This window comes from Micromonospora sp. NPDC051006, from assembly GCF_044456245.1.
In the GTDB taxonomy this organism is placed as follows: domain Bacteria; phylum Actinomycetota; class Actinomycetes; order Mycobacteriales; family Micromonosporaceae; genus Micromonospora.
In genome coordinates, this window is record NZ_JBITFP010000014.1 from 101886 (window position 1) to 123895 (window position 22010).

Annotated in this window: 18 protein-coding genes; 5 read left to right on the forward strand and 13 right to left on the reverse strand. The window is 74.5% G+C overall.

Going from position 1 to position 22010, the window contains the following annotated elements:
* Position 1: 1 nt before the first annotated feature.
* Both ACIBBA_RS21350 and ACIBBA_RS21355 read right to left on the reverse strand, forming a co-directional pair.
* The gene (locus ACIBBA_RS21350) at positions 2-754 is read right to left on the reverse strand and encodes an Asp/Glu racemase (protein WP_396699599.1); all 753 of its coding nucleotides are present in this window, start codon (positions 752-754) and stop codon (positions 2-4) included.
* The gene (locus ACIBBA_RS21355) at positions 751-1578 is read right to left on the reverse strand and encodes a hypothetical protein (RefSeq protein WP_396699601.1); all 828 of its coding nucleotides are present in this window, start codon (positions 1576-1578) and stop codon (positions 751-753) included. Before ACIBBA_RS21355 ends, ACIBBA_RS21350 begins: the two co-directional genes overlap by 4 nt.
* A gap of 251 nt (positions 1579-1829) precedes the next feature.
* On the opposite strand from ACIBBA_RS21355, the gene ACIBBA_RS21360 reads away from it, so the two are divergent.
* Both ACIBBA_RS21360 and ACIBBA_RS21365 read left to right on the forward strand, forming a co-directional pair.
* The gene (locus ACIBBA_RS21360; protein ID WP_350876335.1) at positions 1830-2036 is read left to right on the forward strand and encodes a hypothetical protein; all 207 of its coding nucleotides are present in this window, start codon (positions 1830-1832) and stop codon (positions 2034-2036) included.
* Between the two features lie 256 nt (positions 2037-2292).
* Positions 2293-3252 carry a TIGR03557 family F420-dependent LLM class oxidoreductase gene (locus ACIBBA_RS21365; RefSeq protein ID WP_396699603.1) on the forward strand — a complete coding sequence of 320 codons (960 nt, stop codon included), beginning with the start codon at positions 2293-2295 and terminating at the stop codon, positions 3250-3252.
* Between the two features lie 72 nt (positions 3253-3324).
* Here ACIBBA_RS21365 and ACIBBA_RS21370 read toward each other — a convergent pair whose 3' ends face one another.
* The 5 genes from ACIBBA_RS21370 to ACIBBA_RS21390 form a co-directional block, all read right to left on the reverse strand.
* The gene (locus ACIBBA_RS21370; protein ID WP_396699605.1) at positions 3325-4953 is read right to left on the reverse strand and encodes a hypothetical protein; all 1629 of its coding nucleotides are present in this window, start codon (positions 4951-4953) and stop codon (positions 3325-3327) included.
* A gap of 216 nt (positions 4954-5169) precedes the next feature.
* Positions 5170-7260 carry an amino acid transporter gene (locus ACIBBA_RS21375; RefSeq protein WP_396699607.1) on the reverse strand — a complete coding sequence of 697 codons (2091 nt, stop codon included), beginning with the start codon at positions 7258-7260 and terminating at the stop codon, positions 5170-5172.
* A gap of 89 nt (positions 7261-7349) precedes the next feature.
* On the reverse strand, positions 7350-7751 hold the full coding sequence (locus ACIBBA_RS21380) for a hypothetical protein (RefSeq protein WP_396699609.1): 402 nt from the start codon (positions 7749-7751) through the stop codon (positions 7350-7352).
* A gap of 288 nt (positions 7752-8039) precedes the next feature.
* A complete protein-coding gene (locus tag ACIBBA_RS21385; protein ID WP_396699611.1) occupies positions 8040-8810 on the reverse strand; it encodes a DUF5995 family protein in 771 nt (256 codons plus the stop codon).
* A gap of 113 nt (positions 8811-8923) precedes the next feature.
* On the reverse strand, positions 8924-11827 hold the full coding sequence (locus ACIBBA_RS21390; protein ID WP_396699613.1) for an AAA family ATPase: 2904 nt from the start codon (positions 11825-11827) through the stop codon (positions 8924-8926).
* Positions 11828-12020: 193 nt separating this feature from the next.
* Between ACIBBA_RS21390 and ACIBBA_RS21395 the strand changes: the two genes are divergently transcribed.
* Positions 12021-14483, forward strand: a complete 2463-nt coding sequence (locus ACIBBA_RS21395; RefSeq protein ID WP_396699615.1) for an AAA family ATPase — start codon at positions 12021-12023, stop codon at positions 14481-14483.
* Between the two features lie 14 nt (positions 14484-14497).
* Here ACIBBA_RS21395 and ACIBBA_RS21400 read toward each other — a convergent pair whose 3' ends face one another.
* The 6 genes from ACIBBA_RS21400 to ACIBBA_RS21425 all read right to left on the reverse strand — a co-directional run bounded on the left by ACIBBA_RS21400 (position 14498) and on the right by ACIBBA_RS21425 (position 19747).
* Positions 14498-15064, reverse strand: coding sequence for a dienelactone hydrolase family protein (locus tag ACIBBA_RS21400; RefSeq protein ID WP_396699617.1), 567 nt, complete (start codon positions 15062-15064; stop codon positions 14498-14500).
* A gap of 98 nt (positions 15065-15162) precedes the next feature.
* On the reverse strand, positions 15163-16272 hold the full coding sequence (locus tag ACIBBA_RS21405; protein WP_396699619.1) for a nucleotide disphospho-sugar-binding domain-containing protein: 1110 nt from the start codon (positions 16270-16272) through the stop codon (positions 15163-15165).
* A gap of 53 nt (positions 16273-16325) precedes the next feature.
* A complete protein-coding gene (gene paaI / locus ACIBBA_RS21410; RefSeq protein WP_396699719.1) occupies positions 16326-16739 on the reverse strand; it encodes a hydroxyphenylacetyl-CoA thioesterase PaaI in 414 nt (137 codons plus the stop codon).
* Between the two features lie 31 nt (positions 16740-16770).
* Positions 16771-18078, reverse strand: coding sequence for a phenylacetate--CoA ligase PaaK (gene paaK / locus ACIBBA_RS21415; protein WP_396699621.1), 1308 nt, complete (start codon positions 18076-18078; stop codon positions 16771-16773).
* 152 nt (positions 18079-18230) lie between these two features.
* Complete coding sequence (locus ACIBBA_RS21420) at positions 18231-19196, reverse strand: zinc-binding dehydrogenase (RefSeq protein ID WP_396699623.1); 966 nt, start codon at positions 19194-19196, stop codon at positions 18231-18233.
* A 101-nt stretch (positions 19197-19297) separates the two neighbouring features.
* Positions 19298-19747, reverse strand: coding sequence for a MarR family winged helix-turn-helix transcriptional regulator (locus tag ACIBBA_RS21425; RefSeq protein WP_396699625.1), 450 nt, complete (start codon positions 19745-19747; stop codon positions 19298-19300).
* A gap of 135 nt (positions 19748-19882) precedes the next feature.
* Here ACIBBA_RS21425 and ACIBBA_RS21430 point away from each other — a divergent pair, with 135 nt between their 5' ends.
* Positions 19883-21106, forward strand: coding sequence for an MFS transporter (locus ACIBBA_RS21430; protein WP_396699627.1), 1224 nt, complete (start codon positions 19883-19885; stop codon positions 21104-21106).
* A 137-nt stretch (positions 21107-21243) separates the two neighbouring features.
* A complete protein-coding gene (locus ACIBBA_RS21435; RefSeq protein WP_396699629.1) occupies positions 21244-22002 on the forward strand; it encodes a class I SAM-dependent methyltransferase in 759 nt (252 codons plus the stop codon).
* Positions 22003-22010: the final 8 nt, after the last annotated feature.

The window sequence follows — 22010 nt, forward strand, 5'->3', positions numbered from 1 at the left end:
GTCAGCGCGGGCCGGCCAGCAACCGTCCGGCGTCCGGCACGTACGGCGCGAGCCCGAGGCCGGTGAGCAGCTGGTGCACCGTGGCAGTGGCCGCGGTCAGCACCGGCCGGCCGAGGCGCGCCTCCACCTGCGGCACCGCCGCCAGCGACGGCATCTGGACGCAGGCGGAGAGCACGATCGCGTCCACGTCGGTCAGGTCGAGCCCGTCGGCCAGGGCCACCAGCCGCTGCGCCGGGATCCGGCCCACCGCCACGTTGTCCGGCTCGGCGAGGCTCACCGCCCGGGTCACCTCGATCCCGTACCCGGCGAGGTAGCCGACGACGGTGGCGGTCAGCGGCGGCAGGTACGGCGCGATCATGGCGATCCGCCGCGCGCCCAACGCCCGCAGCCCGGCCACCAGCGCGCCGGCGCTGGTCACCACGGGCATCGGGTGCCCGGCCCGACCGGCCGCCCGAGCCAGCCGCCGCTCGGCCCGGTCATGCGCCCCGGCGCCGTCCGCCATCACCGCCACCAGGCAGGCGTACGCGAGCACGTCGCACCGGGCGTCGGCCAGCTCCTCGGCGCAGCGACCGCTGGTCCGGTTCATCCGGGCCAGCTCCGTCGCCGTCACGTGGTGCAGCCGCACCCGGCTGGCGTGGGTGGTGAAGGTGACGCCGGGATCGACCGCCTCGCGCCGGCGCAGCATCGCCGGGATCTCGGTCTCCATGGTGGTGTTCGAGCTGGGTACCACCAGGCCGATCCGGTAACCGCTCACACCAGCGCCCCGGCGTACCCCCGCACGCGCAGCCGCTCGCCGGCGCCGGCGCCCAGACGCACCTGGAGCCCGAGCGGCGCGGCGGCCCGGCGTACCTCGTCGACGTGCAGCGAGCCGTGCCGGTCCACGATGAGCACCGGCGGCTCCTCCCACTCCCCCTCCGGCAGGTGGAACGAGAGCAGCGTCACCGAGGTCGGCAGGTAGGCCGGGTACGCGGCGCGGGCGGCCGCCTCGTCGCGGTGGGCGAGCACGACCAGGTCGGGCAGGTGGGTGAAATCGGCGGCGAGCGGGCCCACCTTCCAGTGCGCCGGCTCCTCGGCCGCCCCGGTCAGGTGCCGGGAGCGGTTCGCCGAGGTGATGTAGAGGTGGTCCACCCCCGTCTCGGCCACCGCCCGCTCGAAGAAGGCGTTCGACGGGCAGGCCGCTCCGGGGGCGATCACCTGGGTGGTGCGGACGCCCCGGTCGTGCTGGGTGAGGTGGTCGGGCAGCCGGTCGGCGGCCGGGCCCCGGAAGCCGAAGGGACCGGCGCCGTAGAGGGCGTCCATCAGCTGTCGTACCCGCCGCTCGGGCAGTCGGGGGGAGATCCGGGACCAGTCGAACATGTCCGGGATCCGGTGCGCCGGGGCGGTGATGCTGCCTACCTGGTCCACCGGCCGGCCCTTGGCCAGGTTGACCTTCCGCACGGTGTCCGCGTCGGGGCGGGTGACGATGACGTAGAAGTTCGCGAAGGCCGCCGCGACGACCGCGCCACCAGCCAGCGCGCGGGCCGCCGCGGCCAGGTCCGCGGGACCGTCGATGTAGAGCTGCGGTGTCCGGACGTCCATGAATCCTCCTCGGCGGGTGCCGTGAGGCCAGTTCTACGTCCGCGACGGCGGCCGGTGGCCGGGTCGGTCCTCGATCCGATAGTCGGCGGGCGCGACCCGGTACGCCCGGACGATCCTCGCCGTACCACCGGATCGAAGGTGGCCATCCGGACGGCCGACCCCGGGTGGTCGATCGTGGTCGCCGTTAGCCGTTCGACGCGATTGGGTACATCGCCTGCACCTCGAACCCACCACACCTCAGGAGGCAACCCATGCGCGGCACCTCGATACTCGGAGTCATCGTCGTGATCTGGCTGATCATCGGTGCCATCGCCGCCGGTCAGCGCGGCTACTACAGCGGCGACGACACCAACTGCGCGGAGGCCGGCACCATCCTCGTCACCATCGTCGCCGGTCCGCTGAACTACATCGGGGCCAACCCGAAGATCGACTGCGAGCTCCCCCAGCCCTCCAAGTAGGACCATCCCGCGTCGGCCCGCGCCCAACCCCCGGGGCGCGGGCCGACCCGCGTCCCCGATCGACCGCCCGGGCCGGACCGCCCGTCCCGGACCGCCCGGCCCGGGCCGCCCGATGGCGGCCGCCGCCTGTCCAGTGACCGGATCACAACCCGCAGGCGTCCTAGGAGGCTGGGCTCGTCGGGTGAGCGGCGTTTGTCGGGGTGGGTGCCGGGAAGGGCTGCTGCGCCGGCGTCGGTACGGGAGAGGGAGTCAGCGCATGCAGATCGGCTACAAGCTGGCCACGGAGGGCTTCGGGCCGAAGGAGATCATCCGGCAGGCCGTCCGCGCGGAGCAGGTCGGCTTCGACTTCGTGGAGATGAGCGACCACTACCACCCCTGGCTCGACACGCAGGGGCACTCCGCGTTCACCTGGAGCCTGCTCGGCTCGATCGCGGCGCAGACCAGCACGATCGGCCTGGCCACCGGGGTCACCTGCCCCACCGTCCGCTACCACCCGGCGATCATCGCGCAGGCCGCGGCGACCGTGGCCCTGATCTCCGACGGACGGTTCACCCTCGGCATCGGCGCGGGCGAACGCCTCAACGAGCACGTGGTGGGGCAGGGATTTCCCAGTGTCCGGGGCCGGCACGAACGGCTGCGCGAGGGGCTGGAGATCATCAGACTGCTCTGGCAGGGCGGCTACCAGTCGTACGAGGGCCGGCACCTGCAACTGGAGGACGCCCGGGTCTTCGACCTGCCGGAGACGCTGCCGGTGATCGCGGTCGCGGCCAGCGGGCACGAGTCGGCGACCCTGGCGGCGGAACTCGGCGACGGGCTCTTCGCCACCGAGCCGGAGCCCGCGATCGTCGAGCGGTACCGGGCCGCCGGCGGGCAGGGTCCACGCTACGCCGAGGCGCCGATCGCGTGGGCCACCGACGAGCGACAGGCGGTCCAGGCGGTCCTGCAGACCAGCCGCTGGCTGGTCACCGGCTGGAAGGTGATGAGCGAGCTGCCCAACCCGGTGAACTTCGACGCGGCCAGCTCCTACGTGGAGGAGAAGCACATCCGGCAGCTCTTCTCGGTCGGCCCGGACCCGGAGCCGCACGTGGCGAAGGTCCGCAGCTACGTCGCGGCCGGCTTCGACCACATCGTGCTGCAGAACGCCGGCCCGGACCCGGACGGCTTCCTCGACTTCTTCGCCAGCGATCTCGCCGGGCGGCTGCGCGCCCTCGGCTGACCGACGAGACCGACCCGCCGGCGGCGATCTCAGGAGATCACCGCCGGCGGGTCGGCCGGGACGCGTACCGCGTCAGCGGAAGCAGTGCGCGATCGGGGGTGTGTTGCCCGCACAGTTGGTGGGCTCGTTCTCGACGGTGACGCTCTCGTCGTCGATCCGGACGCGGGCGTGCTGGGCGAAGAGGCCGCCCGGCGCCAGCGTGGAGCTGTTGTGCACGATCTTGCTGGTGTAGACGGAGACCTGGCCGGCGGTGGCGTGGATGCCGCCGCCCTTCGACGCGGCGCCGGCCGCGTCGTTGCCGGTCACGTCGCTGCCGCGCACGAGCAGGTTGGACTTGTCGGCGTAGATGCCGCCGCCGGCGCCGTGCGTCGTGTTCCCGGCCACCACGCTGTCGTCGAGCGGGAGCAGACCCTTCACGGTGGAGATGCCGCCGCCGTTGACCGTCGAGGTGTTGTCCCGGATCGTCATCTTGCGCAGGACGAGCACCGCGTCGGAGTTGGCGAGCCCGCCGCCGATCTGGGCGGTGTTGCCGAGCACCTTCGTGTCGTAGACCTTGGTCCGGGCCGAGAAGCTGGCCAGGCCGCCGCCCTGGGTCGCGCTGTTCTGCGCGAAGGTGCTGGTCTCGACCTCGGCCGCGCCACGGTAGTTGCCGAGCCCACCGCCGTACGCGTTGGCGCTGTTGTGGTGGAACTGCGAGTTGCGCAGCGTCAGCACGCCGCCGTTGAGCAGGCCCCCGCCCTTGCCCGCGGCGCCGGCCGCACTGTTGCCGACGAAGGTGCTGTCGCTGACCACCATGTTGCCGTCGTTGAAGATGCCGCCTCCGCCGCCCTCCTTCGACAGCGAGGTGCTCTGGGTGACGGTGGTGTGCTCGACGACGGCCGTCGCGCCGTGCACGACGTGGATGGCGCCACCCTCGATGGCCGAGCGCCCGTTGTGCAGCGTGACGTCGCGCAGCGTCAGCTCGCCGCCGTCGCGGACGGTGAAGAAGCGGAAGTCCTCGGCGTGCACGTGCCGGGCGATGGTGGCACCCGCGCCGTCGATGGTGATCGCGTGGTAGATCACCGGCAGGCCCGCCTTGTCGTCCTCCGGCTTGTGCGGCGGCGCCTCGGCGTCGCCCGGGGTCTCGGCGGCGTCGGCCGCCTCCCGGGCGTCGCGGATCCCGCCGTCGTACTCGTCGGCCTGGTGGAACGCCTGGGTCAGCGTGTACCTGCACTTCGGCGCGAGCCGCAGGGCGGCGCCGCCCTCGGCGTTGGCCCGCACCAGCGCCGCTACCAGCTTGGCCGAGTCGCAGGGCACCGAGACCACCTCGTGGCGTCCGGTCCCCGGTCCGTCGGCGCTCGGCTGCCGGCCGTCCCCGTCGCGGCCGTCCCCGTCCCGGCCGTCCCCCATGCGGCCGTCCCCCATGCGGCCGTCCCGGCCGTCCCCGTTTCGGCCGTCCGGGCGGCCGGCGCCGTCACCGGCCGGCTCGCGGCCCGCCGCCTCGGCGCCGTCGCGCTGCTCGTGGCCCGCGTCGTCACCCTGCTGCACGCTGGCCGGCCGGCTGAGGTCCAGGAAGGGCAACTGGCGGTCGGCGGCAGTCGCGGCCACGCCGGTCGCGCCCGCCGCGCCGACGACCAGGCTGCCCGCCAACAGTCCACCAGCCAGGAACCACCGGGATCGTCGCCTGGGTCCCGCCCGTCGGCCTCCTCGGTACGTCGACATCGTCTCCTGCCTCTCCTACGCCCGTGTGCCAGGACCGCGCCGATCCGGGCGCGGGGTGGGCGACGGGTCGTCGGCCACCAAAGGTCACGATAGGGGCGCAATACGGACAGTAAGCCGTGAACGTGAATAGTCGTGCCATTCATCTTCAACTGGGCCTGCCCCACGGAGGTGGCCCGCCGCACGGACGGAAACGGCGGGCGTGCGCGGGACCGGCGTTCAGCCGCCGACGTGGATGCCGGGGCGGCGGGTCGGGTCGGGCTCGCTGCGCCGGATGATCTCGCGGACCACCGGCGGGGTGTCGCCCCGCCCGAGGATCAGGTAGCGCAGCAGATGCGCGATGGGGCTGCCCTCGGACCATTCGAAGTGACAGTGCGGGCGCACGCCGGTGACGTTGCGCAGCGCCAGCAGGATCGCCGCGATGGCGTTCGGGACCGCCGGGCTGCTGGCGCGCAGCACCCGGAAACCGCCGACCTCCACCCCGTGCACCCGCAGCACCTGACTGAACCCCGACGGGTCGATCACGTCGACCTCGAGGAAGAGCACGTCCGCCGCACCGGGGACCGGGTTCATCCCGCGCTGGGCCCGCTCCTTGACGGTGTACTCCTTGACCGCCCCGCTGTCGCGCTTGTTGGCGATCAGGTGCAGCCGGCCGTCGTGCGCCAGTGACTCGGCGATGAACCGGCGGGCCGGCTCGTCGAACTCGATCCGCTCCGCCCGCAGCTCGGTGGTCCGGGAGACCCGGGAAACCAGCGATACGACGATGATGCCGAGGATGAACAGGCCGGAGATGGTGATGCCGTCCGGGTGCTCGATGATGTTGTCGCCCAGCGCGTACAGCAGCACCAGGGTGAGCACGGTGAACCCGGTGGCGGCGGCCCGGTGCTGGTGGCGGGCCGCCGAGATGGTCACCGCGACCGCGCCGGAGACCATCATCGCCAGGATCCCGGTGGCGTACGCCCCGGCCTGCGCGTTGACGTCGGCCCGGAACGCGAGCGTGATCACGACGCTGACCAGGGTGTAGACCAGCACGACCGGGCGCACCGCCCGCCCCCACTCCGGCGCCATGCCGTACGACGGAAGGTAGCGGGGGACGATGTTGATCAGGCCGGCCATCGCGGAGGCGCCGGCGAACCAGAGGATCAGCACACTGCTGAGGTCGTAGACGGTGCCGAAGCCCTCGCCGAGTTCGGTGTGCGCGAGGAAGGCCAGCGCGCGCCCGTTGGCCGCGCCACCGGGCTGGAACTCCTCGGCGGGGATGAGCACGGTCGTGACGAAGGTGCTCAGCAGCAGGTAGACCGACATGATCACCGCGGCGGTGGTGAGCAGCTTGCGCGTGTTGCCGATCCGGGCGGTGAGTCTGGCAGCCTTGTCGGGGCCGGTCGTGGAAACCAGCGGCATCATGCTCACCCCGGTCTCGAACCCGGAGAGCCCCAGCACCAGCAGCGGGAAGGCCAGCACCGCCGTGACGGTGAGGTCGACCGGGCCGCTGAACCTGGTCAGCGCCTCGGTCCAGTTCGACAGCAGCGCCGGATCGTCCGCGATCCGGCCCACCGCCACCGCGACGATCACCGCGTTCAACACCAGGAAGACGGCGACCAGCGGGATGGCCACCGCGACCGCCTCACGGAACCCAAGCAGGAACACCCCGCCGAGGATCAGCAGCAACACCACGGTGACCGCGACCGCGCTGCCCTGGTTGTTCAACCCCTCCGGCAGGTACGGGTTCTCGAGCAGGTGCACGGTGGCGTCCGCCGAGGAGAGCGTGATCGTGATGATCCACGAGGTGGCCACGAAGCCGAGCAGGATCAGCACGAAGAGCTTGCCCCGCCAGAACGGCAGCAGCCGTTCCAGCATCGCCACCGAGCCCTGCCCGTGCGGGCTCTCCCGGGCCACCCGCCGGTACATCGGCAGCATCCCGCCCAGGGTCAGCGCGACGATCAGCAGGGTCGCCACCGGGGAGAGCGCGCCGGCTGCCACGGCCGCGATGGCGGGCAGGTAGGAGAGGGTCGAGAAGTAGTCGACGCCGGTCAGGCACATCACCTGCCACCAGGGGTGCGACGGGGTCTGCCCCTCCGCGGCCTCCGGGCCGACCGCCGACACCCGGTGCTGGAAGAGCCACCGGCGCAGCGGTCCGGGCGGCGGCGCCGGCGTCACCGGGCTCGGCACGCGCTCGGGGATGGTGACCCGGCGACCGGTGGGTTCGGGGTGGCTGGGGTCGCGGGCGGCGCGCAGGGCGGGATCCGGCCCGGACGGGCGCTGCCGCCGCCGGCGCGCACGACCCGGTTGTCCCCCGTGCTCGTCAGCCATGTCCCCGTTCCCGCTTCACCGTTCCTGACCCGACGGTAGGCGGTCGTCCCGGTGCCGCCCGACGGAACCGACGAAGCCGGGACAACCGGTCAGTGCGTGACCGGGCCGGTCAGCGCCCGGACCAGCGCCTCCGGGTCGACGACGGTCACCGTCACCGCCGGGTGGCGCAGCCACGGCCCGGGCGCCAGCGCGGGCACCGGAGTACCGAACCGCACACAGACCCCGCCGGCCGTGCTGGTCCCGAAGGTCGCGCCGCGGTCGGCGAGCGACAGGTGCGGCCCGATCACCCGCCACCAGCGGTACGGGCCACCGCGCTCGACCCCGGCCACGTTGCCCCGGGTGGTCCGCAGCCGCCACGGCCCGAACCGGACGAGCAGCCACTCGTCGTCCAGCTCGACCCAGGCCGTCCCCGGGTGGACGCCGATCAGCGCCAGCGCGGGACGCAACCGATGGTCGAAGCGGAACGGGAAGCGCCGGCCGGAGCCGGTCACCGGCGTACCGCCCGGGCGAGGTTCACCTCGCGCCGCCGGGGCAGGTGGGCCGGGGTGCCGCGCCGCGTGGCCGCGCCGGGCCGGGGTGGGCGGGACGAGGACGGGCGGCGGGCCGCCGCCGGGCCAGGACGGTCATGGCGCGCACGTACCCGGTACGGGTCGGCCGACACCCCCCGGAGCCGGCCGACCTGCGCCGAGGCCCTAACCGTCGACCGGCGATCGGGTCCCGCGATGGACGCGTCCCCGCGTTCCGCCCCCCGGACGGAACGCGGGGACCCCCCGTCCCGGCTACTGCAGGAACGCCCCGAGGGGCGACAGCAGCAGCCGGCCGAGCGCCGCGGCGTTGTCGTCCAGCCGGGTACGCTCGCACTCATGGGCGGCCGGGTCGTGCCGGCACCGCCAGATCTTCTGCGCGTTACGCCAGGCGACATCGCGGGTGTACTCGACCAGCTCCCCCTGGTACCAGTCGTCGATGTCGCCGTTGAGCATGTCGATGAGCAGCTGCCACCGCTCCAGGTAGCCCCGGCGCAGCCCGGGGATCTTGTCCGCGAAGATGTTGTTGATCTCGAGGTAGTCGCGGTGCTGGTCGCTGCCGTCGACCGGCTCGGACTCCAGGTGGTCGAACGTGGTGACCAACGCGAACGGCAGGTCGAAGTTGATGTGTGCGTTCACCCCGGCGGCGGCCGAGGGCAGCGGACGCGCGTCCGGGCCGCGCATCCGCTCGAAGAGGCAGGACCAGGCCTTCGGGGTGCCCGGGCTCGAGTCGGTCCAGAGCCGCATCGCGTCGAAGTAGCGGGCGGCGAACTCCACGTCGAGCCGGGAGAGGAAGACCGGGTCGACGAAGCGGTCGTCGTAGAGCCCGTCCAGCACGCTGGAGGTGATGGTCAGGTAGAGCTTGTTGAAGTCGGCCAGCGGGCAGCTCTCCTCCAGCGGTGGCAGCCGCACCAGGAGGTCCTGCAGCTTGGTGAGGTGGTCGACCACCGCCGGCACGTCAGCGGGGTGATCGGCGAGCAGATCGACGATGTCCCGATGCACGGGCCCCCAGACCGGTTCGGTCATCTCTCCTCCACAAAGGTCCACGGCACCTCGGCACCACCGGCGACAGGGCACAGCCTTTCAGCCGACACCTGTGCGCCGGATCAGTAGAACGACGTATACGGGCGCGCCCGGCCTCAACCGCGCCGGCTACGTAGCTGGATGGCGCTGGCCTGTACCCGGGTGCGGACCTGGAGCTTGTCGAAGATGTGCGACACGTGCACCCCGATGGTCCGCTCGCTGATGAAGAGCCGCTGACCGATCTCCTTGTTGGTCAGTCCCTCCGCCACGGCGGCGAGCACCTCCCGCTCCCGGGCGGTGAGCACCGCCAGCTCGTCGTCGGCCGGCGCGGCCTGCACCGCGTCCCGCCCGCCGCGCTGCTGCTCCGGCTGCTCCAACGACACCCGGGCCCGGGTGGCCAGCGTCTTGATCTCCGAGGTCAGCGGCACCGCGCCCAGCCCCTGCGCCACCTGGTACGCCTCGCGCAGCAGCTTGCCTGCGGTCGCCACCCGGCTGCGCCGGGCCAGCAGCGCCTCGGCCTGGCGCAGCCGGGAGTACGCCGCCGGGTAGGGGTGGTTGCGCCGGTCCCACTCGGTGACCGAACGGGCCCACAGCTGCGGGTCGCTGCCGTCGAGCCGGCTCACCTCGGCGTCACAGAGCGCCAGGAAGCCGTCGACGACGTTGCGGACCGGCCCGGCGGCCTTCTCGCTCTTGCCGGCCACCCGCTCGGCCACGTCACGCAGCCGCCGCACCGACGTCTCGTCGACCGCCACCGTCCGGCTGGCGTGCGCCTCGGCCTCGGCGCGCAGCCCGTGCCAGACCAACGCGGCGAGGATCGCCACGTCGTCGGAGCGGCTCTCGGTCAGGCCGCGCTGCACGGCCTGCCGGGCGAGGTCGTGCCGCCCCTGCCACATGGCCAGCCCGGCGCGCAGGGTCAGCAGCGGGATCACGTGGCGGGCGCCGCCACCGGCCAGCACGGTGGCCACCGCGTCGAGATCCCGGTTGGCCGCCTCGATGTCGCCGTAGCCGACCGAGAGCCGGCAGCGGGCCAGCAGCAGCTCGACGGCGTCGGCGCCGGACGGGCGGTGCCGCAGCGCCGCGGCGACCACCTTCTCCGCCTCGGCCCACTGCCCCACCCGGAACAGTCCGTTGGTGGCGATCGCCAGCAGCCGGGTCTCGTAGGTGCGACCCAGCCCCAACTCGGCGACCCGCTCGGCTCCCCGGCGGGCCACCACCACCCCCTCCTCGAGGATGTTCAGCGGACCGGTCAGCAGCTCCGCCAGGTGCAGGTACGCGCAGGCCACGTCGTCGGGACGGCCGGCGCGCTCGGCGGTCGCCAACGCCTGCCGCATCACCGCCAGGCCGGCGTCCGGGTCCTCCAGGTAGGCCTCGCTGAAGCCCAGCGCCGCGCTGGCCAGCACCACCTCGGAGGTGGAGCCGTCCACCGCGTCGGCCAGCTCCAGCGCCTCCCGGGCCCGCAGGCCCGCGTCGGCGTACCGGCCGAGGTGCAGCAGCAGCTCGGCCAGGTGGGCGGCGGCGGTGGCCCGTTCGCGGGGTGAGCAGTCGGCGGCCTCCAGGGCCAGCCGGTACTCCGCCTCGGCCAGCGCGGAGCGGCCGGCGGCGGCGAGGTAGCGGGCCCGGCGGATGTGCAGCGCGCAGGTCGACATGCCGTCGATGCGGGCCAGCTCCTCCAGCAGGGCCAGCGCCCGGGCGTGCTCGCCGCAGTGGTGGGCCGCCTCGGCGGCGTGTCCCAGCAGCTCGGCCCGGTCGACCGCGAGCGGTCCACCGGCCAGGTTGTCGGCCAGCTGCAGCGCCGCCGACCAGTGCCGGTGGGCCTCGGCGAAGCCGTGCAGCCGCTCCGCCTCCTGGGCCGCGGCCATCGCCGCCGGCAGCGCCCGGGCCGGCTCACCGGCCCGCCGCCAGTGGTGGGCCAACCGGGCCTGGTGCAGCTCGGCCTCCGCCGAGGTGAGCGCCTCGGCGTAGCGGCGGTGCAGCGCCGAACGCTCGGCCGGCAGCAGCTCGTGTTCGAGCACCTCGGCGACGAGCCGGTGCCGCAGCCGGTAGCCGTCGTCGGCGCCGACCAGCAGCCGGTGCGCGACGGCGGCCCGGACCGCCTCGATGAGCTCCTGCTCGGGCAGCGGGACCACCCGGGCGAGCAGCCAGTGCTCCACCGGCTCCACGCCGGCGGCGACCGCGTGCACCACCGCGTGCGCGTGCTGGGGCAGCGCGTCGACCCGGGCCAGGAAGATCTCCCGCAGGGTGTCGGAGAGCCCGTCCCGGCCGTCGCGCAGGTCGCGGGCCAGCTCCTCGATGACGAAAGGGTTGCCGCCGCTGCGCTGCCAGACCTGCTCGGCGGCCTCGGTGGGCAGCGGGTGGCCGACCACCGCGGCGGCGAGCTGCTCGGTGCCGGAACGATCCAGCGGGGCGAGGTCGAGGACCCGTACCGAGCGCAGCCGGCGCAGTTCGGTGAGCACCCGGCGCAGCGGGTGCGCGCCCTGCAGCGACTCGGCCCGGACGGCGGCGAGCACCGAGAGCTGGAGGTCGCCGAGACCGGCGAGCAGGTAGAGCAGAAGCTGGCGGGTGCTCCGGTCGACCCACTGCAGGTCGTCGAGGATCAGCACCAGCGGCCGGCCCTCAGCGACCAGGTGCAGCCCGCGGGAGACCCGTTCCAGCAGCGCGCCCGCGCCGTCCGGCCCGGCGGTCTCGTCGGCGAACATCTGCAGCAGCCCACGCACCGCCGAGGAGGTGCGGGCGTGCGAGGTGGACAACTCCGCGTCGAAGCGCCGCAGCGCCTGCAGCAGCGGATGCAACGGTGAGGCGTCGCCGATGTCCAGGCAGGAGCCGGTGAGCACCACCGCGCCCGCGTCCCGCAGCCGGGCACCCACCTCGCGCAGCAGCCGGGTCTTGCCCACGCCGCTCTCGCCGCTGAGGAAGACGGCGGCCGTTTGCCCCTGCGCGAGGTCGTCGAACAGCGCAGCCCGGATCGCCTGCACCAGGTCGGCCCTGCCGACGAGCGGTGCAGTGTCCACATCGCTGGCCATGGCACGCAGCCTAATCACATGCCCCCGCACCGTTCTACGGCCACATCCCGCATGTGGTACTCCTCGCGTCGACATTGCGACCAAAGGTTGCGCGCGGCCGACATACGTCGTCCTACCGATCCCCCGTCGGCCCAGGGGTGCCAATCTCCGGAGGTCGTAGTTATCAACGGGGGGAAGGGCAGGTGCGATGCCCATGACCACCATCGTCGCCACCACGCCGCGCGTCCCGTCGGCGCGCTGGCCGGTGCCGGAGGAGAGACGAACGATCACCGTCCTGTTCGTCGACATCGTCGGCTCCACCGCACTGGTGGACCGGCTCGACCCGGAGGACGTGCGGGCGCTGCAGCGGGCGTACTTCGACACCGTGGCGCGGGTGCTGCGCCGGTGGCACGGCGTGGTGGAGAAGTACATCGGCGACGCGGTCATGGCGCTCTTCGGCGCGCGGGAGTCCGACGGGTTCGACGCCTACCGGGCGGTCCGGGCCGGCCTGGAGATCCAGCGGGCGCTGGACGGGCGACCGTTGCTGGGCGGCACCACGATCCGGGTCCGGGTCGGTGTGGCCACCGGGGAGGCGGTGGTCGACCTGGCCGCCGCGCGCAGCGGCGGCCACGGCGCGGCCAGCGGCGCGGTGATCACCACCGCCGCCCGGTTGCAGGAGTACGCTCCGCCGGGCGCGGTCGCCCTCTGCGCAGCCACCCACCGGGCCACCGCCGGGCTGGTGACCCAGCGCCGGCTCGCCCCGGTGACGGTGCCCGGACGGGTGCCGCCGATGACGGTCTGGCACGCGGTCGGGCCGGCCACGCCGCCCGCCCCTCGCCACGACGGCCCGCTGGTCGGCCGCCGCCGCGAGCTGGCCACCGTCCGGGACCAGATCGTCCGGGCGGTACGCGAGCGCAGCCCGCGCTGGGTCGCGGTGGTGGGACCGTCCGGCAGTGGCCGCAGTCGGCTCCTGCACGAGCTGACCCGGGCGGTCGGCGCGGTCGACGGGGCGCCGGTGCGTTGGTGCGTGGCGTCCTGCCCGCCGTATCCGGAGCAGCCGCTGGCCCCGGTGGCGGAGCTGCTGCGCGGGCTGGCCGGCGCCGGCGTCGACGATCCACCCGCGGTGCTCCGCGAACGGTTGACCGCGACGCTGGCGGGCCTGCTGGCCCCGTCCCGGCTGGCGGTGGCGCTGCCCGCGCTGGAGCGGTTGTTCGCCGCGCCCGACGGCACCGCCGACACCGCGGCGGGAGCGGCCTGGTGCCAGGAGGTCCTGCTGCGCCTCGCCGCCCGTACGCCGGTGGTGGTGGCGGTGGACGACCTGGACCGCGCCGCCCCGACGGTCGGCCGGTTCCTGCACGCGCTCTTCACCGCGGCGGCGGCGCGGGAACTGCCGCTGGTGGTCGTCGCGCTGCACGGCCAGGACCGGGCCGACGAGCTGCCGGCGGCGCACCCGCGCTGCCGGGTGCCGGTACGCCCGCTCGCCCCGGTGCAGACCGGTCGGTTGCTGCGCCACCTGCTGACCGGGGCCGGTCAGCAGGTGAGCCTGGTCGACCGGCTGCTCCCCCTGGTCGGCGGCCACCCCGGCCACGCCCAGGCGTACGTCCGGTCCCTGGTGGACGGCGCGGACCCGGTGGCGCCGCCGGTGCCCGAGGCGATCCGACGGGCGGTCGGTACGGAGCTGGACCGGCTCGACGGTGAGCGGCGGGCCGCGCTGATGGCCGCCGCGACCCTCGACGCCCGGTTCACCGCGGCGGCCGTGGAGCGACTGCTCGGCTGGGCGCCCGGCCGGGCGCGAACGTTGCTGACCCTGTTGCTGGACGCCGGCCACCTGCTCGCCCACCCCGCCGGCGGGTACGCGATCGCCACGCCGGCGCTGCGCCGGCTCGCCGCCGACCGGCTGACCCGGCGGGTCCGGGGCGTCTTCGCCCGCCGCGCCACCGACGCCACGCCGGTGGGTCCCGGCGTGCCGCCGGCGCACCGGACCGTCGTCACCCGCCCGGCGCCGCGGCGAGCCTCCGGCGAGGAGCGGACCGATGCGACGCCGGCCGAGCACACCCGGAGCACAGCCGTCCGGTCGGCGCAGCCGGCCCGGAACGCAACCGTCCGGTCGGCGGAACCGGCGCGGAGCGTCCCTCGGCGACCGGTGCTGCCGGACCGTGCCCGGAAGGCCCCGTCGGCGGCGTCGAAGCAGCCCACTGGGAGCAGGCCGGCAGCGGAGTTGATCTCGCTCACCCGAAGCAGGCCGGTGCCCGCGACGACCCCGCTGGCCCTGGCCGGGTCGGTGGCGGGGCTGACACCGTCCGCGCGCGTCGGCGCGGCAGCCGGGCACAGCCCACCGGCACTGGTCGGGCCGGCGCCCGAGCTGACGTCGCCCGCACCGGCCCGGTCGCCGTCGGTGCCGCCGAGGAGGTCCCTGTCGCTGGTGCCGACTCGGGCGCTGCCGGTAGCGACGACCGGGCCGCCCGCACCCGACGCACCGGGGAGCACGGTGTCGCGGCACGCCGGTGCGGCGTCACCGGGGCGGCCCGGCGCGGCGCGGGACGGCCATCCGGCCGTGCCTCGCCGGCTCGCCGTGGTCTCCGTCGAGTCCGGCCCCCGGCCGGATCCGCCTGGCCGACCGGCCCCGGCCAGGACGGCCCCGCGGCAATGGCGACATCGGGCCGAGGCGGCTGCCTGAGCCTGGCCCGGGTGTCAGCGCGCGCCGAGGAAGGCCAGAGCGCGGGCCCAGGTCGCGTCGGCGGCCGCCGCGTCGTAATCGGGCACGTCCGGGTCGGTGAAGAGGTGCCCGACGCCCGGGTAGCGCAGCACCGCCAGCTCGGCGCCGGCCGCGGTCATCGCCCGCCCCCACTCGTCGAGCTCGTCCGGCGGCTCGTAGACGTCGGGGTCGGCGAGGTGCAGCTGCACCGGCAGACCCGGCCGGACCGCGTCCGGCGAGCCACCGGAGCCGTGCAGGAGCAGCAGCCCGGCCGCCTTCGGGCGGTCGGCGAGCAGCGCGCCGGCCACCCCGGCGCCCATCGAGAAGCCGGCCAGCACCGTCTCCGGTGGCAGCTGCCCGACCGCCGCCCGGGCCCGCTCCAGCACCACGTCGCGGCCCACCTTCTCCAGCAAGGCGAACCCGTCGTCGACGGTGTCGACGGGCGGCACGCCGTAGAGGTCGGGGGTGACCACCTCGTGCCCGGCGGCGCGCAACCGATCGGCGGCGGTCAGCACGGCCGGCCGCAACCCGTACACGGAATGGAACAGCGCGATGTGAGCCATCGGACCATCCTGCCCCACCTGACCCGCGCTCCCGGGTAGCGGGGCCGGAGCCCGGCAGGTGGGTCGCCGTGGACGGCCCCGGCGTCGTCCCCGGCCGGTCAGCGCAGCGCTTCGAGCCGGGCGACCAGCTCCGCCGGTCCCGGCATCGCGGCGATCTCCTGGCCGACCTCCGCCGCCGCCGCCCGCAGGCCCGGGTCGGTGACCAGCCGGGTGAGGGTGTCGGCGGTGATCTCCCGGGGTGCGACGGCGAGGCCGGCGCCCCGGCGGGCCACCAGCTCGGCGTTCTGCCGTCGGTCGCCCGGCCCGTGCGTCGCGAGCTGCGGCACACCGGCGATCAGGGCGGCGTAGACACTGCCCGCCCCGCCGTGGTGGACCAGCGCCGCGCTCGCCGGCAGGGCGGCGTGCAGCGGGATCCAGTCGACCGTCCGCACGTTGCCGGGCAGCGTCCGCCGAGCGGTTCGCCGGTCCGGCCGGACCAGCACGAACTCGGCGTCGACCCGGGCCGCCGCGGCCGCCACGGCGGGCATCGGCCCGGCGTCGCCCGGGCCGGTCAGGGTGCTGCGGGTGACCAGAACCCGGGGTCGGTCGCCGGGCTCCCGCAGCCATTCGGGCAGCTCACCACCACCGAGGTAGGAGGCGTACCGCATCGGCCAACCGTCCTGGCGCAGCACGCTGGGCGGTGCGACGGCGATGGCCGCCGTCGGTGGGGGCAGCTCGGTCAGGCCGTGCCGGCGCAGCATGCCGGCCAGCCGGGCGGTGGTGGCCCGGAGCAGTTCCCGACCGTCGAAGAGCGCATTCTCCTGGCGTACCGCCGGCACGCCGAGCCGGGCGGCGGCGAGGGCGCCCGCCGGCGCGAACGGCTCGTACAACACCAGGTCGGGCTTCCACCCGGTGGCGAGCGTGAGCACCGGGTCGGCCAGCTGGTCGTTGAGCGCGCCGAAGAGCAGGCCCGCGCCCCGGGTGCCGGCCGTCCCGGCGAGTTCGGCCCGGGCGATCAGCGGGTGGCGGAGGAAGACGCCGCGGGCGATCCGACCGAAGTCGAACCCCGGCGCGACGTCGTGCACCGGCAGCCCGGACTTCGCGACGGCCAGCCCGTCTGCGCCGGTGGCGACGAGCACATCGTGCCCGGCGTCGCGCAGCGCGACGGCGAGCGGCACCAGCGGGAAGGCGTGACCGATCAGTGGTGCGGAGACCACCAGGACGCGCATCCGTCGATCCTATCCGGACGGTTGCGTCCCGACGGCCCCGGCGGCCGGCCGGATCAGCCCACGGACGTCGGTCCGCCTTCGGCCTGGGGGCGGCCGGCGTCGGCGAGGGTACGGCTGCGCCCCCGGAACTCGGCCACCACCTCGCCGTCGTCCCGGGTGACGGTGACGTCGTAGATGCCACTGCGGCCGTACCGGGTGCGTTCGGTGGCCCGGGCGGTCAGCACGTCGTCGGCCCGGACCGGCCGGATGAAGCTGATCTCACCACCCGCCGCGACGGTGACCGGCCCCCGGCTGTTGCAGGCCAGGGCGAAGGCGGTGTCGGCGAGCAGGAAGACGAAGCCGCCGTGGGCGATGGCATGGCCGTTGAGCATCGCCCCGGTCACCCGCATCCGGGCCACCGCGGCCCCGTCGGCCGCCTCGATGAGTTCGATGCCGAGCCCGCGGGAGGCCAGGTCGGCGTCGAACATGTCGTACGCCGCGTTGCGCTGCCGCCCCACGTCAGCTCGCCTGCCGCTGGTCGACGATCCGGCGCATCTTGCCCATCGACCGCTCCACCCCGGCCGGGGCGGTCACCTCGACCGCGACGCTCACCCCGATGGTGTTCTTGACCAGGTCGACCAGCGCGGCGCCGGCCCGCTCGGCGGCGTCGGGCGCCACCTCGGCCCGCCGCTCGACCCGGACCGTCAGGGTGTCCATCCGTCCCCGCCGGTCGAGCACGCACTGGAAGTGCGGGGAGAGTTCGGGGTTACGCAGGATCAGCTCCTCGATCTGGGTCGGGAAGATGTTCACCCCGCGGACGATCATCATGTCGTCGGAGCGTCCGGTGATCTTCTCGATCCGGCGCATCGGCCGGGCGGTGCCCGGCAGCAGCCTGGTCAGGTCGCGGGTGCGGTACCGGACGACCGGCATCGCCTCCTTGGTCAGCGAGGTGAGCACCAGCTCACCGCGCTCGCCGTCGGGCAGCACCGCGCCGGTGATCGGGTCGATGATCTCCGGATAGAAGTGGTCCTCCCACAGGTGCAGCCCGTCCTTGGTCTCGACGCACTCGTTGGCCACCCCGGGGCCCATCACCTCGGAGAGTCCGTAGATGTCCACCGCGTGCATGTCGAGGCGCTGCTCCATCTCCCGGCGCATGTCCTCGGTCCACGGTTCCGCGCCGAAGATGCCGACCTGCAACGAGGTCGTTCGCGGGTCGATGCCCTGGCGCTCCATCTCGTCCAGGATGGCGAGCAGGTAGCTGGGGGTGACCATGATGACCTCGGGTTCGAAGTCGCGGATCAGCAGCACCTGCCGCTCGGTCATGCCACCGGAGACGGGGATGACGGTGCAGCCCAGCTCCTCGGCGCCGTAGTGCGCGCCCAGCCCTCCAGTGAACAGGCCGTAGCCGTACGCGACGTGCACCCGGTCGCCGGGGCGGCCACCGGACGCGCGGATCGACCGGGCCATCAGGCGGGCCCAGGTGTCCAGGTCGGCCCGGGTGTAGCCGACCACGGTCGGCCGGCCGGTGGTGCCGGAGGAGGCGTGCAGCCGGGCGACCCGCTCCCGGGGTACGGCGAACATGCCGAACGGGTAGTTCTCCCGCAGCTCCGCCTTGCCGGTGAACGGAAACCGGGCCAGGTCGTCGAGGTCGCGGCAGTCGTCCGGATGCACCCCGGCGGCGTCGAACGCCCGGCGGTAGTGCGGAACGTTGTCGTACGCGTGCCGCAGCGACCAGCGCAGCCGCTCGCGCTGCACCGCCCGCAGCTCGTCGACGCTGGCCCGCTCGATCGGATCCAGCTCTTCGGGACGGGGGGTGCGGTCCTGCATCGGTTCCTCCTGCACGGCGACGGTGGGCGCCGCTCGGCTCCGCGCCCGCCGATCCGGGTACCGTACGCCGGCTCGGGCCGGCCGGCACTGCCGGGTGGCCGGGCCCGGTATCGCCGTGCGGCTGGGGTGCCGCCGCGGCGACGGCCAGCGGGTCAGACGGTGAGCAGGGTCTTGCCGATCGCCGAGCGGTCCTCGATCGCCTCGTGCGCTGCGGCGGCCCGGTGCAGCGGGTACGTCTGGCCGATCAGCGGCCGGATCCGGCCGGCCGCGGCGGCGTCGAGCGCGGTCCGCAGGTAACGGCGACGTCGCTCGGGGCTGAACTGCACGTCGGCGATGCCGAGCACGGTGATGCCCCGGTCCCGGGCCGCATCGCCGTCGGGCACGGCGAATCCGCCCGCCGGTGCGCCGTGCGCCGAGAACCAGCCGCCCGGGCGGACCAGTGGGAACACCGCGCGTCCGTACTCGCCGCCGGCGCCGTCCAGGACCACGTGCAGCCCGCCGGTGGCCGCCCGGACGGATTCGATCCAGCGCGGCTCGGCGTAGTCCACCGCGAGGTCCGCGCCGAGCCGGTACAGCGCCTCGCGCTTGGCCGCGCCCCGGGCCGCCGCGACGACGAACCCGCCGGCCGCACGCACCTCCTGCACCAGCAGGGCGCCCAGCCCACCGGCCGCGGCGGTGACCAGGACCTGGTCGCCGGTGCGTACCGGCACCAGGTCGAGCAGCCCGAACGCGGTCACTCCGTCGTGCAGCAGGGCGGCCGCGTCGGCGAGGGTGACTCCGTCGGGTACCACGACGACACCGTCGATCGGTGCCACCGCGCGTTCCAGGTAGCCACCGCGCTCGTCGGTGCGGGTGACCACCCGGCGCCCGATCCAGTCGGGGTCGACGCCGGCGCCGACCGCGCCGACGATGCCGGCCACCCCGACTCCCGGCCGGTACGGCGGGACGACCGGGAAGTGGTCGGCGGCCGCGCCGCGCCTGATGGCCGTCTCGATCCAGAGCACGTCCGCCGCGGCCACGTCGACCAGGACCTCGCCGGGGCCGGGGGTCGGCTCCGGCGCCTCGGTCAGCGCCAGCACCTCCGGGCCGCCGAACGCGGCCACCTCGATTCTTCGCATGTCGCCCTCCGCCTCGCTCGTCGACCCGACCAGCCTCGACGGTGAAGCGGGGTTGAGGTCAACTGCCGGGCGCGGTGACGCGCCGCACGGTGGGGCGCCGGTCAGCGGGCGGCGGGCAGCCGGTGCAGCGCGTCGACCAGCGGCGCGAGCTCCGGGGTGGCCTCGCCCTCGGCCAGCGCTCCGGCCAGCACCCGGTCGTGGGTCGGCCGGGCCCGGGTCAGCAGCTCGGAGCCGGCCGGGGTCAGCTCGGTGTAGATGCCGCGGCGGTCGTCGGCGCAGAGGATCCGGGCGAGCAGTCCGCGCTCCTCGAGGCGGGTCACCAGCCGGGTGGTGGCGCTGCCGGAGAGCGCGGCGGCCCGGGCGAGCTGGCGCATCCGCATGTGCCAGCCGTCCTGCCGGGACAGCGCGTCCAGCACGGTGTACTCGACCACGGAGAGGCCGTGGTCGGCCTGCAGCGCGCGCTCCAGGGCGGTCTCGATGAGCCCGTGCAGTGCGGCGAGGGTGCGCCAGCCCTGCGCGCGGATCTCCACCGCGTCGTCCGCGATGCCCATGCCGCCTCCTCCAGTGATCCGGATCGCCGTCCAGGCTACCACGCTTGCGCCGATATAGAGCGCGTGCAACTATCTCGTTGTCGACGCGTGTAGTTGCACACGCTTGCCATCTGCCCCCTCCCCGACGGGAAGACCATGTCCTTACGTAACCAGTCCCTGCCCGCCGGCCTGCTCGCGCTGGCCATCGGCGCCTTCGGCATCGGGCTCACCGAGTTCGTGATCATGGGTCTGCTGCCCGAGGTGGCCGCCGACTTCGCGGTCTCCGAGCCGGTGGCCGGCTGGCTGATCTCCGGCTACGCGCTCAGCGTGGCGATCGGCGGGGTGGGCCTGACCGCCGCCGTCACCCGGCTGCCTCGCAAGCAGGTCCTGCTCGGCCTGATGGTGCTCTTCATCGTGGGCAACCTGCTCTCCGCCGTCGCCGACAGCTACGCGGTGATGATGACCGGGCGGATCGTCGCCGCGCTCTGCCACGGCGCCTTCTTCGGCATCGGCGCGGTCGTCGCCGCCGGGTTGGTCGCGCCGGCCCGCCGGGCCGGCGCGATCGCCATGATGTTCGCCGGGCTGACCATCGCCAACGTGCTCGGCGTACCGTTCGGCACCTTCCTCGGCCAGCACTTCGGCTGGCGCTCGACCTTCTGGGCGATCACCGGCATCGGCGTGCTGGCGCTGGCGGGCCTGGCCCTGCTCGTCCCCGGCCGGGCGGCGGGCGCCGCCGGAGCGCCGGCCGGCGGGCTCCGTGGCGAGCTGCGCGCCTTCACCCACCCCCAGGTCTGGCTGTCGCTGCTGATCACCATCCTCGGCTTCGGCGGCATGTTCGGCGCCTTCACCTACATCGCCTTCACCCTCACCGAGGTCAGCGGGTTCGCCTCGAGCACGGTGCCCTGGCTGCTGGTGCTCTTCGGAGTGGGGCTCTTCGCCGGCAACCTGCTCGGCGGTCGGGCGGCGGACGTGGCGTTGTCCCGCACCCTGGTCGTCGTGCTGTCGGCGCTCACCGTGGTGCTGGCCGCGTTCGCGCTGACCGCGGGCAGCAAGCCGCTGACCGTCGCCGCGCTGGTGCTGATGGGCGGCTTCGGCTTCGCGACCGTCCCGCCGCTGCAGATGCGGATCATGCGGTACGCCCACCAGGCGCCGACCATGGCCTCGGGCGCGAACATCGCCGCGTTCAACGTCGGCAACGCGCTCGGCGCGTGGGTCGGTGGAGTGACCATCGCCGCCGGACTCGGCTACACCGCGCCGATCTGGGCTGGCGCCGCACTCACCCTGATCGGCCTGCTCGTGCTGCTCGGGGCGCTGCGACTGGCTCGCCGCGAGCCCGCCCGGCTGGTGGAGCAGGGACGGGAGCCGGCCACGGTGGCCTGAGCGCCGCGCTGTCAGTGGGGCCGGGGCCACCCGCCCCGGCCCCACTGGGGATCATCGCGTTGCCATCCTCTCCTAATTGCAAAGTCTTGGCAACAAGGTCTGGACAACCGGCTCGCTGCGTAACTAGCCTGACCGTCATGACTCCTTACATCACGGATGCCGCCGCCTGGCAGGAGAGCTGGGACCGGCAGCAGGCGGCTTACCTGCCGGACCGGGAGCACCGCTTCGCCACCCTGCTCGACGCGGTCGACACGGTCACCGACGGCGCACCGCCACGGCTGCTCGACCTGGCCGGCGGCACCGGCACCATCTCGCTGCGCACCCTCGCGCGCTTCCCCGACGCGCAGGTGACCCTGCTCGACCTCGACCCGGCGCTGCTCGCCATCGCGACCACGTCGCTCGCGGGCCGGGCCACCGTGGTCACCGCCGACCTCAGCCACAGCGACTGGTCGGCCACGCTCCCCCACCGGGAGTACGACGCGGTGCTGACCGCCACCGCCCTGCACTGGCTGCCGGCCGACCGGCTGGCCGGGCTCTACGCCGAGATCCGCGACGTGCTGCGCCCGGGCGGCATCCTGGCCAACGCCGACCACATGCCCGACGACGCGCTGCCCGAGCTGACCAAGCGGCTCACCGCCCGGGCCCAGGCCCGCCGCGCCGCCCGCTACGCCGCCGGCGCGGTCCTCTCCTGGTCGGACTGGTGGGACCGGGCCGGGACCGACCCGGCCCTCGCCCCGCTGGTCGAACGCCGGCAGGCCATCTACCCGACCGGGCACAGTCCGGAGTGGAACCCGCCGGTCTCCTGGCACCTGGCGGCGCTGGCCGACGCCGGCTACGCCGAGGTCGGCACCCTCTGGCGCGGCGGCGCGGACGCCGCCGTCGTCGCGGTCCGCTGACCCGGCCC